Genomic DNA, 14,912 nt, shown 5'->3' on the forward strand with positions numbered 1-14,912 from the left:
TGCAACTTGTTCTATGAGTTCTCACACCGCCATACGCCGTGTGTGGTGGATGGAAACGAAGATGTAGTGATTCTATCAAGGGAAACCAAAGCGACGACTGTATTGGGCAAAGAATACGTCTATAACGGTGTATTCTCGCCCGAATCACTCATTAATCGTGGTTCTTTGGTGCAGACAGAGGACACATTCTTGGTTCTTACCTTAAGAAAAACAGTAGATCAGGACAACTACTGTTCATTGGTTAAAACAAATGCTGTGGTAGAGGTGCAAAGATACCAGCAAGCTTATGACGTAAACGATAATCCGGTGGGCGATGCTGAATTTACATCGGTCGCTGCTGATGTTGTTTGCTTTGCACAGTATGTTACAGCGCAACTTCGGCAGCAGGAACCGGGATTACTATCGAGTACCGTATTTGTTTTGCAGATGCAAACAACTGTTGATGTAAAGAGGCCAGAGGAGACAACTACTGCTATTCCTGACCGAATCGTTATGGGCGGGAAGACATACCAGGTAGATGAAGTTGATAGGATGAAGTATCCTAATCTGCTGCACGTCCAGCTTTCAGAGGACCGCCGATGATTACAGGGTATGATTCAGTGAAAGCGGCGAAGGATCTGGAGAATAAGCTCGCTGTTGAAATTACTGGGCTAACGAAACTGGTCATGCTGACAGCCAAAAGCGGCATACAGTACTATCCAGCAGTTCGGGACCATTTGGAGATGCACATGTTCGTGCTTGCTAATCAAATGATTTCAGGCGACATTACAGCGGATTACTGGCAGGCGTGGCTTGAACAATTCGGTAAAGGCTCCAAGATGGCAGACAGCAGCCAAAATCCCGGTTTAATAACCTATATGAATAGTGAAGCATGGAACCGACTGAGGTCCAAAGGTGATCGTATTATTGTAGGTCGTTCCCGTGGAAAGTACAGAGCGATTGACGGTACCATGAAGGAATCAGGTGGGGGATATGCTGGAGTAGATTTGGAGGAGCTTGCGGAGCGCGGTGATATTGATCCTTCATTTAGGGCCACACCACCAACCTACTTCCTGCGTATTGCAATTCAGTCTAACCGGAAACGTATTTTGGATGGCATTAGCCGTGTAATAACTGAGTTTCCGTATCACAGATACTTCAAGGAGGTACGGGAGTGAGCCTACAACTTATTGATGCTGTTCAGAATGCTTTGAAAGAAGATTCGGAACTTATGAGCATGCTGAAGCTTACTCCTTCATCATCCTCTGCTGATGTCGTAAAGCGATTTACGAAAGGCATGGAGCCTGAGATAACGGTTTCTAAGGATACAGTTCCACATATCTGCCAATATGTCATGCCGGGACGATATGCCACTAATCCACTGGTGTTCGAAGGTAAGTTCTGTATCGACTTTTATGGTAAGACAGCATATGAAGCAAAGCTTCTATTTGAAAGAGCATTCAAAACCTTGCACGAAAAAAGGTTGTTTACACAGGGGTTTATGTCCTATCTTTGTGTGCTATCCTATGACTCGGATTTTGCTACTGGTATCCAAGGGGCTAAGGGGTACAAAGCAATTTTCGATGTTGATTACTTGAGAATGAATTGAGGTGAGCAGAATGGCAGATGCAGCTGTATGGAAAGCAACCGGGAGATCCGGTGATCATAACGGAATTAACCACGTTGAATATGAGTTGCTGGATTCAACACAAAAGCGAGTTTCTTTGGCTAAAACCAACATATCCAGTATTGAAAAAGATGGGGTTAAAATTGAACCGGATGATCAGGAAACTCTATGGTTTAGTGAAGCAAATGCAACCAAGAAGTACAAATTTAATGTTGTTACTCTTGCTGGTACAACTTATGAAGCCGAATTGAATTGGACTCAACCTAATCCTCCTAAACCAGAACCTACCGAGTGGGAAACGCTGATTGCTGAAAAAATCGCGCTTGCTAAAGGATTGGGTATCATGGGGATCTGGAATCCAAAACAGGGTTACAAGCTAACCAAAGAGTACAGTCGCATTGCAGAAATTGATAAGCGTCTATGGGAACTGGTCAAATAAGCTGACCAGTTTTTTGTGTGTTCACATATAAGGAGGATGAAACTATATGCAACCTTTAGTATTTGATGGTGTGGGGTCAGCGCAGGTTTATGAAGAAGGCGGAAGGCTCAAGTTTCTTGATGATAAAATCACAAAAGTAACTTTGCAATTGCAGTTTGATTGGGACAAAGTAATGGGCGGCGATAGTGGATATGCATTCCACTATACTGCTAAGGATTTAGGGGATAAGGCCTCTATGGAAGTTCCTCGTTACTCTGATATTTTGGCTGAGTTGTCTCAAGGGGCTGAATCAGAAAAAGGCACAGTTCAATTTGATGAGGTAGAGCAAGGATTTTTGACCGCTACTGAGGGCTATAAATTAAAGGCTCCAACGAAGTATAACGGAACCTTTATAGATAAGAGTGACCGTGTTTACTTAAAAGACGCTGACACAGGAGAACTTACTGAACTGACTCGTGTTGCGTCTACTCCAACAGCAGAACAGTACGTAGTTACAGCTGATGGAAAAATTACATCTGATGTTGCAAACGAAGGGAAGTTAATAACTGTTACGTTCAAATGGTCAAAAGAGAATGCTACAAGAAGTAGCTTAAGCGGTAAACGCCGTCCGAAGCCATTTAAACTGGTACACCGTTTTTCCTTAACCGATGATCGGAACGGTAAAGAAGTCCCTTGCCAGCTCACTATTTGGAAGGCTCTCGGGGGCGGAACTTTGGACGTGTCCCAAGAACGCAAAAAGCCAACCACTAACACATTGGCACTGGAGATTATGGAACCGGATATCACGCCGGAAAACCCTAACGGATATGCAGTGGAAATCATTTTCGGTATCTAATTAATCACTAACCCAACCCCCTACCAGAGCGATAGGGGGTTCATACATTGAGGAGGAAATTTAATGAGTACAGACAAACAGTTGGATAAAACTCTTAATATAGGTTCAGAAATTCGGTTGGCAGAGGGCATCAAAAAGCATGTGAAGATCGGGACTATTGCATTGATACGTCAGGTTCGTGAAGAAATGGATGGTGTAGTACACAAGTTTTCCTTTTCGATAGGCCGGAAAAAATGGGAGGCTACCGAAGACCGGGAAGCAGTTGACTGGCCTAAAGTGGAGGAAATGTACAAAAAGGTGTTTAATCTCGTGCTGGTTGAGGAAATAACGGAAAAAGAGTACGAACTGATTGACCAGGACGGTATTGCAGTACTGGATGATTTGTTAGACCGATTTCTATTCTGAGTCGTTTCCTCCAGATGAAGAGTCAGATGAGGAAGATGAACAGGAGGAGTCTAACCCTGTCGAGGATGAGCATGAAACGGACTGGTTAGAACTTTGGGCTTTATGTGTGAGCAATGGTATTTCTGATTCGGAGTGGTCTAATATGACTATTCCAAAAATTAGAGCGCTCATGAAGGCCAAGAACAGAAACCGGGAATTTGAAATCATTCTTCACGGTGGCAATGTGGAGAATAAAAAACCGAAGAAGGTCAAGTCACTATCTGATCTTGGTTTCTTCGCCAAGTAAATTAAGAGGCATCCGCAATCATGCAGGATGCCTCTTTTTCTGTATTCAGGGCAGGAAAAGTTTCCTGAACCTTATGAAGAGGTGAGTAAAGTGGCGGATTTAAGTAAAGATGTAGTAGGTGCGCGTATAAGCTTGGATACAACCAAGATACTACCCGCATTCAAGGTGATCGACAATGGAGCAAGGGCGAATGCTGAATCTTTTAAGGTTTTAAATTCAGAACTCGGACTAAGTGAGAAGAATTTTAAATCTCTCGCCAGTAGCGCAGACAAGTTTGCTCTTTCAGCCGAGGACAGACGAAAGAAGATCCTTGCTGAATCCGAAGCGCTCGTTAAGCAACGCACCGCGCAGGCCGAATTGAATACTGCTCGAAAGAATCAGTTAGATCAGGCCAATAAGATAACTGACGAAAAGCTAAGAGCGCAGCAGGCTATTGTTAAAAAGCGTGAGGATGCAATTGAGCAGCAGGAACGAGAGCATCTAAAACGGATGGAAGCCCTTCAAAATAAGGCGACATCAACCGGGCAGAGAGCTGCTAAAATTTCAGGGGCAGGAACGGATGATAAGACGCGGGAACGTGTCCTCATGCAAGAACAGGCTATCCGTATGAAGTTACAGCAAATGGCTGATAAGGAAGCACAGCAAGCAAGGAAAAACGCTCAAGATTATGAGAAGTTCTGGATTAATGCTTTACGGACCAGGGAGCAGAAGGAGGCACAAGTCCGAGAGAAGGTCCTTCAGGAAGAACAGAAAATCAGGCGTTCATTAAGTCAAACCGAAACGCAGATGAAGCAAACCTTTAACATTACGCCAAGTTGGATAGGCAAGCTTGGGGATATGGCTACCCATGCCGCTGTATTCCACACGGCATATGCCGCTATGCACAAGGTACAGGAAGCCTTAAGAGAGGGCATAGTCGGCATTGAATCTAATATGGCTGGCTATGTCCAGACGAATGAGCATTATTTCCTTGAGTACAACGAGGGTACTAAGGAAATGGTGATGAACACTGAGAGGTTGCACGACGAGACAACCAAATTTATCAGGACGGCTCATGATCTTGGTTCTGAAATCATGGACGTTACCGAATCAGCACGTTTATGGGGCCGGATGTATAAGGATGCAGGCGTTGTTCAGGAGATGGTACGCAAGTCAACAATGCTCAGTACCGTTGACCTTGTATCCTTGGAAGATGCGACCAAGTCTATGGAGTCTACCTTTGCTCAATACGGTGTACAAATCAAGGACAGTAATGACGCTATGGTGCTTGGTGGACGCGTTCTGGATTCTTGGTCCAAGGTTGCCCATGATACGATGGCCCCGGCTAGAGACTTGGGAGCTGCCTTTGAACGGACAGGTAAGATAGCGGCGGAAACTGGTGTTTCATTTGACTTTATGAATGGCTTGATTTCAGCCGGTATACGTAACACGGCGCTGAGTGGGGAAAACCTGGGTAACATGTGGAAAACAGTCTTGGGTACGATCCGTACAGATAAAGCGGTTGCAGAGATTGAAAGATTAGGAGTTCAAACAAAAGAGGTTGTAAATGGTACAGAGCAGTGGAAAAAGGCAGAAGACATCCTGTTAGAGTTATCGACCAAAGTAATCGACAAAAACTATGACCTTACGAAATCCTACGCTGATATATCGCGTGGCGTATATCAATACGCAAAATTAGCTGCTTCACTGAATGCTGGGGACATTTTGTTGGGTACTGCGGCCTCTATCGGTTCAACCGGATCGACAATGGAGTATCTTAAAGTCCAGATGGATACGATTCAGCGTAAGGCAGCTCAGACGAAGGCTTCGTTATTGGAAATATTCAATAATGCTGGAGATGATGGACTGCGGCGTACGATCAAGGATGTTCTGGACGCTATTGACCAATTGCTAATTGGGCTTACAAAAGTACCTCCTGGTGTGTTTGAAGGAACGGCGGCTATCGGCGGGCTACTTCTTGCCTATAAAGCTCTAAGCGGTCCAATCATGAATGTAATTGCTGCTGTAAAAGTATTGACGACTGCAAAGGCTGCGGAAACTGCCGCTATTGGCGCTAATACGGTAGCTAACAATGTTAATATTGTTTCCTCACAAGGAGCCACTCTTTCAACGGTCCAAAGAGTTGCGGCAACCGAAGGAGCTACAGTAGCACAAGGAGCTTTAACCGTAGCAACCGAGGGGGCTACAGTTGCTACGAAATCATTGTCTGTCGCTCAAGCAACGGCAACCGTCACAACAGCGGCCGCTACAGCAGGATTGAGCTTACTTGTTGGCGCAATAGCGCTCGTAGCGATGAATAGTGGTAAGGAAGAAAAAGCTGCGAGAGATCGGATTCAAAACTTAAAGGATCAAGACTCAGCATCACAACAAATGGTTAGTCAGTACCAACGACAGATAGAATTGTTACCGAAATTGGCTAATGCACATCGTTCTCTTGAACAGTCGTTAAAGCAAAGCAGTGGTTCAGTAGAAAAGGAAACAAAAGTAAAAAAACAACTCGAAGAGGTTTCTAAAGCGCTGGTCATCACTCTTGGAAAAGAAGGAGCCAAACAGCTTGAAGCTGCTGGTTATACCGATGAAGCTGTGCAGGTGCAAGTTGATGCCTTGAACAAACTCATCGAGAAGCAGAATGAAGCCCGGAAAAATGTATTGAAAGATCAGCAAGCGCAATTAATCGAACAACAAAAACAAAAAATAAATGAAATCACAGAAGCTACAAAAGAACTGGAACGAGTAAAAAAGATCATTGCTAATCCAATTGGGAATTTTTTAGGGACAGGAGAATTTAAGGAAGATGCTGCGAAGTTAGAAGAAAAAATAAAAACATTAGAACAAGAAAATAACAAGCTCACTTTATCTGTAACAGAAGTAGGAGTAGCTTTAGGCCAAGCAGCTATTGAAACTGACCAATTTGCTGGGAAAGCTGGAACAGCAACCGAAAGTGTTAAATCACAGGAGGAAGCTCTTGCCGATTTAAGAGAACAGATTCAGGGTAATGGTAAGGCAATTTCTGAGATGAACACTGTTTTAAATGATCTTGCAAATAAACAGTCCATGAACGCAGAAGCTGCGGCTGAACTAATTCTCAAATACCCTCAATTAGCTTCGGAGATTTACAAAACATCTGAGGGATGGGCTTTTGAAAAGAATGCACTCGAAGTTGTTCGTAAAGCTAAAATTCAAAAGGCTATAGATGATCTAAAGTCTGAAAAAGCTTCCAGTTTAAGTGCAAAACTTGAGTCTGATGATCGTATCGCAGTCTACATTAAAGAGGCAGGAGCGATTAAGAGTCTTGCTGAGTTAAAAGCTAGATTGAATGGAGTTATGGCTCAAAGTTCATTAGAAGTTTTTAATAAACAAAAAGAACTAAACAACATGACCGGAGTGAAATCTTTCCTAAATGCTCCTTTTCAGAACCAGTTAAACCAAGACAAGAAAAACATGGAGCAAAGCAAAAAAGATATAGGCGAAATATATAGCGGATACGAGAAAGATATGAAGCAGTATGACTCTCAGATTAATGCTTTAACCAAGCTATATAACGATCCTAAATTTGGTGTGAGTTCTTCTGGTTCAAAAAAATCGAAGGGGAGCGGGGGCAAAAAAGGCAAGAGTGATGCAGAACGTGCAGCTGAAAAAGCAGTCAAGGACGCATCTGCGGCACGAAAAGATAGTTATGATGACGATCTTGATAACTTTAAGTACATCGCTGAACGAAATGAATGGTCTATAAACCAGCAGATTGCTGGATACAAACGACTGGCTCAACGACATAAGCAGTACCTATCGGAAGATAAGGATGCAATGAAACAATGGAGCCGCGATGTTCAGAAACTGAATGATTCAAGATTTCAGGAAGACGTGGAGAATCTTGAGCGAAGAACTGAGCGTATGCGGCAGGCCAATAAACAAGAAATTGAGATGGTAAAAACCAGCCTGGATTTTTACAAGAAGGAACAATCTAAATCTTACTTGCTACCAGCAAATAGGCGTGAAATCCAAAAGCAAATTTATGATCTGTCCGTGAAGTATAACGAGCTTCGATACCAAAACTCGGAAAAATGGATTGATAAAGAAACTTCCAAAATGGAAATGGCGGGGCAAACCCAAATTGCTATCCTCAAAATGGAATATGACGCTTATATGCGTATGAGTAAGGCAAAGGATCGTACCGCCGAACAAAGTTTTGAGTTGCAACAGAAGATTTATGAGAAACGTAAAGCTCTGGAAGATGAGTTCCTGTCCGACTTCCAAAAGAGAATCAATTACCAGAAGAGTATGGAAGCCATATCCGTTTCTGATCAGCTTAATGCATGGACGAAAATGCAGGCTCTTTACAAAGAAGGATCAGAACAACGGATGGAAATTGATGTACAGGTCCATGATTTGAAGAAGCAACTTTTGGAGGATCAGAAGAAGGCTGCTACCGAAGCTGCCAAGAAGGAAAAGGAAGCACTTGAAAAGACTCGGGATGAGGAAGTAAAGCGGATTGAGGCGGAACGGGATGCTTTTATCGAGGCTCAGGACGCTAAAATTAAGGCCATAGACGACTTGCTTGCCAAAATGCAGACAGCTAATGAAGACGAGGATTATGAACGTGCAATGGCGGAGAAACAAGCGCGCCTTGCCCTGCTACAGTCTGCTGTCGGTCCGGAAGGTATTGCTGAACGAAAACAGACTGAAAAAGATATTGAAGATATGCAGCGGGAACATAACCGAACGCTGGCTAAGCGTGGATTGGAGGATCAGAAGAAGAAGCTCCAAGACGAGAAGACTGAGCGGGAAAAGGATTACAATGACCAGATTGAAGCTGCCAAACAGCATTATGATCAGCTTGCTGAGAAATACGATGAGTATTCAGACGGAGTTGAATCTAAAGCTGAAGATTTGAAAAATACTCAGATTTCAAAGGAATCTGAGAAAAACGCAGAAATCTTGCGTCAGTTGGATCAATTCATCTTAGACTATCAAATGAAAATGGCTGAAATCAATGCTACCTCATTGTCTGCATCCTTTGATACAGGTTCCTCAATATCAGAAAAGGACAGCGATTTGGCGAGATACAATTCTAATATTGACAAATGGTATTCAGCAGGCGCTGCCGAGAAGGCTAAACTGCACGAGGAAAATGCTGCTCTGCGGAATAAGTATGGCATTAAGAAGGATACAGGGAAACTTCAAAAATTCCATTCTGGTGGGATCGTTCAAGGCCAGAAGGGAGCAGAGGTACCCGTCATTGCCCGAGAAGGGGAAATGTATTTGAATGGTCAACAACAGAGCAACTTGTGGAAGATTATCAATTTTAAGATGCCGAAACTTAATTTCTCCATGCCAGACTTCTCTATGCCAATGGCTTCGGGCGGTTCAAATCCGCAGCAAATCAGCAACCAGTTCGTAATAAAATCAGGTGATACTTATATTGAAGACGAATCCGCAGCAAAGGTGTTTTGGAGCGAAAGGGACAACTTTGTACGGAGGTTGCAAACGAGGGGAGGCAAGTCTTAATGATAGACGCTACGGTGGATGGGAAATCCTTTAAATCCATTGGATTAGGGCTTAAAACTCACAATATACCTGTGTTACCACCAACAAAAGACCATAGCCTTGAGATAGCTGAGAGGGATGGAGAGTTGGATTTTGGCAGCACGTATGGAGCGCGGTTAATCAATCTCGAATGCATCCTAATGGCTGATGATACTACCCTTGATTACCATAGGAGAGTCGCCCAAGTGGCGGCTCTTTTTAATGCCAAAAAAGGGGATATTGTATTCACGTTTTCGGACTTACCAGGAAGGCGATATATCGGACGCTATGCCGGGACCTTAGATATCGAAAAGATACTTTGGGATGGTGAGTTAACCATAACAATCAAAATGGGCGAGCATCCGTTTCCCGAGAGTGAGGAGAACATTAAAGAGGTGACCATCACACAGTCACCGCAAACAGTTTCTGTTGCGTCAGTTGGAGACGAACGGGCAAGTCCTGTTATCGTTCTGACCAACATTGGTGAAAGCGACATACGAAATTTTCGAATTGCAAATGAATATCAAATTGAGTAGGGGGTCTTTATATTGGCAGACATATTACTAAGTAAGTCGAACTGGTGGAAAACAGCCTGTATTAATGCGGCTTTGCGTGGAATTAACTTTGCTTCTCCTCAAGCGCTATACATTGCCCTATATACCAGTAGCCCTACCGATGCGGATACAGGGCAGGAGGTAAGCGGTGGAGGATATACGCGCCGTGCTGTGGCGTTCTCAGAACCAGTTATAGCGGATCGTAGAGCTGTTACTTCCAGCGTGGGGGATGTCACTTTTCCGATTGCAACGGCTGAGTGGGGATTGGTAACACATATCGGCATCCGAACGGCTGCAACTGGAGGTAACTTGATATATCACGGGGCTGTAAAAACGCCGCGTACAGTACAAACAAATGACACGTTACGTTTTATGGCTGGTCAGATAAGCATAGACGAAGGGTAGGTTCTAAAGATGGAAAAAATGTATGCTCCAGTGGTGAATTCGCCGCGCACAGAGTTGGCAGAACTTATTACCGCCACCCTGACCGAAATTAAAGTAACCAACGCCGCTGTATTGCTTCAAGGCGAGGGTATAGCAGTTATAGGTAATGGTGATTTAGCGGAAACAATCACATATACAAGCATAGAAGATAACACGCTTAAAGGATGCGTACGTGGCTTTGAAGGCGTAGCGCGAGCTTGGGCATCCGGTGCTGTGGTAGCGCGTAACTTTACAGCGTCCGATCTTCGAGCGGCACAGCATAACATTGAAGCTCTTGATGACAAGTTGCGAGGTATGGAACTTACAGACGCTTATATGTATTATGTGGATGCCGTTAACGGATCAGATTCAAATAATGGTCTGACCAAGGACAAGGCTTTCAAAACTATCGCCAAAGCGGTCAGCATAATGAAGCCCATAAGCCTGTCCCGGTTCTCTATTGTGCTGTTACCAGGAACGTACGATGAAGATGTTGAGATGAAGCACAAGCTGCGTGCTCAGACGCTGGAACTAAAGGGAGAAACAGATGATGCCAGCTTATACAAGGTTAAATCTGTTACTTTGGACAATTTTACAAACCGCGCAGGCATCTACAACTTAACAATCACAACGACTGAAAAGGTTGGTATATCTCTGGTCTATTGTAATCGAGCTTTGATTGAGAACGTTGTTATTGAAGGGGTTTCAACAAGCCAGCATGGTATTAGTAGTTATGACGCTAACGCACGGATTGTAAACTGCAAAATTTCTAATCGCAATATTGGTATAGCTGCTGATGCCCGTTCTTGGTTCTATATCGAAAATTGTACAGGGGCCGGGAACGTTACAGGTATACAATCGCAGCTGGGTTCTATCATCGTCGTGGCTGGAACTGTTCCAAAAGGTGCAACGGATGAAAAATCGCCATTATCAGGTCAAATATTCGGAAATACGCCTTTCGTGTATCTGCGAAGCGGGGGATATACATTGCCGGCTAATTCCACTCCTACTGATGTACCAGTCACTACCGTAATGGAAGACAGCTATTCTATGCGTGATGGAAACGCGGTAGTGATCAATAAAAGCGGGTGGTACCACATTAATTCATTGGTCACGATAGAAAGCCTCCCAAATAATAAAATCGCTGATATAACAGTGTACAAAAATGGGAGCAACCTAACTACCCGCCAAGGAGCTGGGCTAGGGACGGGATTGGTCACATTTTTAACGATGGATGATCAGCAATATCTAGTAGCTGGGGATGTAATATCATTTAAAATCTTTCAAAGTGACGTGGCAGACCATAACGTATATAACACTCAAATAAGGCTTACATGCATCGGGCAAAGAAGAACGTAATTTAGGAGGAAGGTCATGTTTAACACAACAGGATTCAACAACCTTGCTCTTAATTCGGGCAGCTCAGCGGATGGAAATGTTATTGATTTGTCTGCGCATCTATCCGGTCAGGGACAAATGTATTCCCGGCGTAAAGAGGTGATTGGGGCCGATGCTGGTAATGCATTCAATCTTATGGCTTTTAATACTCCAGACTCCAGCGTATCAATCGAATACATTTTAGATTTTAACTTGGATATGACCGCAGGCGTGGAATTGTCAGGAGAAGGCCGGGCGCAATCTGATTTTGTCCGGTCTTATGATTTAGAAGCAGTGCCTATGTCCGGTGATGGGCGAATGTCGAACGCTGATTACATCCGAGAAATATTAATGGGGGCTGCACCTATGTCTGGAGAGGGGCGATTGCAGCCAGCTGAGGCCAGTCGATTCCATACCGACTACATTGAGTTTACAGATGTGTTCCGCCCGGGAGAAGTTATTGTGATTGACTCAGGTAAGTTCAAGATTACTCGCAATGGGCAGAACGTTTCTCACTTGTATAATGGTGATTTCTTTGACTTAAATCTCGGCAATAACAATCTTACCTGGACAGATCCAGAGACAGGCCGGACAGTTTTATTCCGTATTACACACCGAGATAAATTTTTATATTAAGAGAGGTGGACTATGCCTACTCCAACAATGCAAGTGTTTGATAAAAATATGCGGCGTGTTGGAACGCTAGTGGACTCTTATGACATTCAGCGGCGGCGCAGGATTAACAGTGACTATGAATTAACCTTCATGGTCCCGATGACCAGCGAAGACTATAGGGAAAAGATAGCAATCAAGAGCCACGTTCAGGATGAGCGTGGCCAATTTTATGTTATTCAGTCTCGTAGCCGATCACGAGAGGGAAAAAAGCTGACTGCAAATATCTACTGTAATCACATCATGTTCAAACTTAATGATTACAAGTTTCCATATGCTTCATACATTGCTGAAGCCTACGGTATTCATATCAATCAACTCACGGATCTGATTGCAGCGGCTACAGGCGGGAGATTCAAATTCGTTATCCACGACACATTCGATTTGCATGATGTCAAAGACTTCGGGCGTGGGACGTGCTTGGAAGCTCTCAACAAGATCGTTCAGATGTATGAATGTGAAGTCGAGCCAAATAATTTTGTGATCAATCTGAGAAAAAAGATTGGGGCTGATAATGGGCTACAATACAGGCTCAAAAAGAATATCGTTTCTAGCTCCTTCAAAGATAAAGGTGAATCTCTTGTAACCCGCATGTTTTCACAAATGAAGGATGGACGAACTTTTATTGGAATGGATGCATCTAAGCTGACGGACGAGGAGCGGAGTTTGCTTTCCGGTGTACCGGGAACGATTGTAAACGGAAAGCTGACGGTGAACTATTTGATATCTCCTTATGCTCAGTATTGGGCCAGTGAGTCAGTTCCTTTTTATGATGGGGAAATCATAGAGCAGGATATTGAAGAACCTGAAGAGTTGCTTAAGGCTACTCGAAAGGCTCTCAGGGAGCAAGAGAACGTAACACTAGAAGTTACCGTATCGACGGCTGACCTATTTAAAATTGACAATACAGAGCCAGAACCGCATTTAGGTGACACGGTAATGTGTATTGATCCGGCTATGGATATGAACAAACTCAAAGCCCGAATCACAGAACTTACAGAGTATCCGTATAGCCGAGACAAACATAGTGAACCTACGATATCCAATGTCAATTTACGAGACTATGCGGACATTATCAGTGACTTGGAGAGAAGTAAGAACATTGTTAACAACTCGTTTAGTAACGGAAAGATCCGAACAGAAGTTTTTGAAGCCTATGCCAAACAAGCTGTCATTGATATTAATAACAGTAAAACGGAATTGATTTACCCACCAGAAGGCGGAATATTGGCTCAAGAAAAGACAAATCCATTGGAACAAGTGCGTCTGACTTCAAAGGGGATAGGCATATCAACAGATGGTTGGAAAACGATCCGTGCTGCTATAACTGCTCGTGGAGTATTGGCAGAACAGATTATTGGGCAACTTGGTAGCTTTGTTTCTTTAGTTATTGGTAGTGGTAATAACGTAACTAAAATCAATACCGACGGAATTAGTGCCGGAAACGATGACTATACTATTGCACCGTTCAAGGTAGACATGCAGGGCAATGTAGTAGCAAGATCAATCAAGCTTACTGGCCAGATCGACAACTCAGAAATGAAATCGAGCGAGATCAAGGCCAGCACAATAAGAACCAGTAAACTTTACGGGAATGAAATAGAAGGAGGTATTATTACAGGGGCCTTATTCCGTACAGCCAAAGAGGGTAGGCGCATTGAGATAAACTCCAATGGCTTGACTGCCTATAACTCAAGAGGTGGAGAGTCTATTTCTTTAGGTCAGTATAATGATGGTGGAGGCTTATTGTTTATGGATAATGGCTCGCCAAGGGGAAGTGTCTACGGAGATAGAGAAGGATTTCATTTGGGAAACATGGGACCTATTATTATTAGATCAGTTGATGATGCTACTTATTTAAAAGGTCCTGTGGATTTTTCCGAAGCGTTTGTGAGCGGACTTGCTTTAGAGGTAGGGAGCATTAATGGTCTCGAAAATAAACTTAGAGATTTACGTAACGATATTGACAAAATACATGGAGATTTGTTTAATGGTTTGATCGTTAATGCAACATTCGACCCTGGTTCCAGGAATCTAAAATTGTTCAGCCAAGGCAAAACCGTGGCTACAGTTAATATTCCTGCTGGTGGAAGCTCTAGCAGCTCGACAACATAATGTTTACTGCACCTCCTACCGATGGTAATATTAGGACATATATACTATGTAGGGGGTACGGTTCATGAAAAAATGGTCTTATTTACTTAGTGGTGTATTGATCGGTGCGGTTGTTGCTACGGCTGGTAGCTCATTTGCAGATCAAGTTAAATCTTTAGTGGGAGAAAAAGTGGCAGGGGAATATGCGGTCAAGGTCAATGGTAATTCGCTTGTCGAAAATGCCATCGTGGTTGACGGAAAGGCACATGTACCTTTGAGAGCTGTTACCGACTCTTTAGGAGTGAATTTAAAAGTGGACGGGAAAACAATTCAAATTGAATCGTCGAATACTTCTTCAAAACAAACAAATGTTGAAGTGGAAAATACTGAAGTTAAAGCTTCTTCAGGTAAATACCAAGGATGGCCTGCTTCCAAACTGGAAGATAGAAAAGTCGAACTAGAAAAATTTATAAATGATACTGAAAAAGATAAAAAAAACCTACAACAGTCTCTTGAAAAATACAGCAAATTTAGAGAAGAATACGCAGGAAATAAAAAGGCGATGGACACTCTGGACTCCAAGACAAAAGGCACGGAAGAAGTATTACAAGAAGCTGAAACTAATATAGCTAAATATAAGACTGAACTAGAAGAAATAAATAAAGCTATAGCGGCATTGAAATAAAATCAGTATTACC

The 14,912-nt window shown here is 43.2% G+C and carries 14 protein-coding genes; all 14 read left to right on the forward strand.

Annotated features, from left to right (window positions below):
- Positions 1 to 6 precede the first annotated feature (6 nt).
- The 14 genes from G7035_RS21180 (at position 7) to G7035_RS21245 (ending at position 14,899) form a co-directional block, all read left to right on the forward strand.
- Complete coding sequence (locus G7035_RS21180) at positions 7 to 582, forward strand: hypothetical protein (RefSeq protein WP_019687492.1); 576 nt, start codon at positions 7 to 9, stop codon at positions 580 to 582.
- The gene (locus tag G7035_RS21185) at positions 579 to 1,157 is read left to right on the forward strand and encodes a hypothetical protein (protein ID WP_019687491.1); all 579 of its coding nucleotides are present in this window, start codon (positions 579 to 581) and stop codon (positions 1,155 to 1,157) included. Before G7035_RS21180 ends, G7035_RS21185 begins: the two co-directional genes overlap by 4 nt.
- Positions 1,154 to 1,588: a hypothetical protein gene (locus G7035_RS21190; RefSeq protein ID WP_019687490.1), complete on the forward strand. Its 435-nt coding sequence runs from the start codon at positions 1,154 to 1,156 to the stop codon at positions 1,586 to 1,588. The genes G7035_RS21185 and G7035_RS21190 overlap by 4 nt, the downstream gene beginning before the upstream one ends.
- Before the next feature lie 10 nt (positions 1,589 to 1,598).
- Positions 1,599 to 2,045 (forward strand): hypothetical protein, encoded by a 447-nt coding sequence (locus tag G7035_RS21195; RefSeq protein ID WP_019687489.1) that lies wholly within the window; start codon positions 1,599 to 1,601, stop codon positions 2,043 to 2,045.
- Between the two features lie 46 nt (positions 2,046 to 2,091).
- Entirely contained in the window at positions 2,092 to 2,880 is a 789-nt protein-coding gene (locus G7035_RS21200; RefSeq protein WP_019687488.1) for a hypothetical protein, read from the forward strand.
- 63 nt (positions 2,881 to 2,943) lie between these two features.
- A complete protein-coding gene (locus G7035_RS21205) occupies positions 2,944 to 3,285 on the forward strand; it encodes a hypothetical protein (RefSeq protein ID WP_014599920.1) in 342 nt (113 codons plus the stop codon).
- 142 nt (positions 3,286 to 3,427) lie between these two features.
- Positions 3,428 to 3,571, forward strand: coding sequence for a hypothetical protein (locus tag G7035_RS21210; RefSeq protein WP_016822032.1), 144 nt, complete (start codon positions 3,428 to 3,430; stop codon positions 3,569 to 3,571).
- 27 nt (positions 3,572 to 3,598) lie between these two features.
- Complete coding sequence (locus G7035_RS21215) at positions 3,599 to 9,076, forward strand: phage tail tape measure protein (protein WP_019687487.1); 5,478 nt, start codon at positions 3,599 to 3,601, stop codon at positions 9,074 to 9,076.
- Positions 9,076 to 9,630, forward strand: coding sequence for a phage tail domain-containing protein (locus G7035_RS21220; protein ID WP_019687486.1), 555 nt, complete (start codon positions 9,076 to 9,078; stop codon positions 9,628 to 9,630). Before G7035_RS21215 ends, G7035_RS21220 begins: the two co-directional genes overlap by 1 nt.
- Positions 9,631 to 9,642: 12 nt before the next feature.
- Positions 9,643 to 10,053 (forward strand): phage tail fiber protein, encoded by a 411-nt coding sequence (locus G7035_RS21225; protein ID WP_019687485.1) that lies wholly within the window; start codon positions 9,643 to 9,645, stop codon positions 10,051 to 10,053.
- Between the two features lie 9 nt (positions 10,054 to 10,062).
- Positions 10,063 to 11,430, forward strand: a complete 1,368-nt coding sequence (locus tag G7035_RS21230; protein WP_019687484.1) for a right-handed parallel beta-helix repeat-containing protein — start codon at positions 10,063 to 10,065, stop codon at positions 11,428 to 11,430.
- A 15-nt stretch (positions 11,431 to 11,445) separates the two neighbouring features.
- Positions 11,446 to 12,084, forward strand: coding sequence for a phage distal tail protein (locus G7035_RS21235; RefSeq protein ID WP_019687483.1), 639 nt, complete (start codon positions 11,446 to 11,448; stop codon positions 12,082 to 12,084).
- 12 nt (positions 12,085 to 12,096) lie between these two features.
- Positions 12,097 to 14,235, forward strand: a complete 2,139-nt coding sequence (locus G7035_RS21240) for a phage tail protein (RefSeq protein ID WP_019687482.1) — start codon at positions 12,097 to 12,099, stop codon at positions 14,233 to 14,235.
- Positions 14,236 to 14,299: 64 nt separating this feature from the next.
- Positions 14,300 to 14,899 (forward strand): hypothetical protein, encoded by a 600-nt coding sequence (locus tag G7035_RS21245; RefSeq protein ID WP_019687481.1) that lies wholly within the window; start codon positions 14,300 to 14,302, stop codon positions 14,897 to 14,899.
- Positions 14,900 to 14,912: the final 13 nt, after the last annotated feature.

This window comes from Paenibacillus polymyxa, from assembly GCF_015710975.1.
In the GTDB taxonomy this organism is placed as follows: domain Bacteria; phylum Bacillota; class Bacilli; order Paenibacillales; family Paenibacillaceae; genus Paenibacillus; species Paenibacillus polymyxa.

Coding starts and splice junctions, on each gene's coding strand:
- G7035_RS21185 (WP_019687491.1), top strand. CDS start 579: ATGATTACAGGGTATGATTCAGTGAAAGCGGCGAAGGATCTGGAGAAT.
- G7035_RS21195 (WP_019687489.1), top strand. CDS start 1,599: ATGGCAGATGCAGCTGTATGGAAAGCAACCGGGAGATCCGGTGATCAT.
- G7035_RS21200 (WP_019687488.1), top strand. CDS start 2,092: ATGCAACCTTTAGTATTTGATGGTGTGGGGTCAGCGCAGGTTTATGAA.
- G7035_RS21205 (WP_014599920.1), top strand. CDS start 2,944: ATGAGTACAGACAAACAGTTGGATAAAACTCTTAATATAGGTTCAGAA.
- G7035_RS21210 (WP_016822032.1), top strand. CDS start 3,428: ATGACTATTCCAAAAATTAGAGCGCTCATGAAGGCCAAGAACAGAAAC.
- G7035_RS21215 (WP_019687487.1), top strand. CDS start 3,599: ATGCCTCTTTTTCTGTATTCAGGGCAGGAAAAGTTTCCTGAACCTTAT.
- G7035_RS21220 (WP_019687486.1), top strand. CDS start 9,076: ATGATAGACGCTACGGTGGATGGGAAATCCTTTAAATCCATTGGATTA.
- G7035_RS21230 (WP_019687484.1), top strand. CDS start 10,063: ATGGAAAAAATGTATGCTCCAGTGGTGAATTCGCCGCGCACAGAGTTG.
- G7035_RS21235 (WP_019687483.1), top strand. CDS start 11,446: ATGTTTAACACAACAGGATTCAACAACCTTGCTCTTAATTCGGGCAGC.
- G7035_RS21240 (WP_019687482.1), top strand. CDS start 12,097: ATGCCTACTCCAACAATGCAAGTGTTTGATAAAAATATGCGGCGTGTT.
- G7035_RS21245 (WP_019687481.1), top strand. CDS start 14,300: ATGAAAAAATGGTCTTATTTACTTAGTGGTGTATTGATCGGTGCGGTT.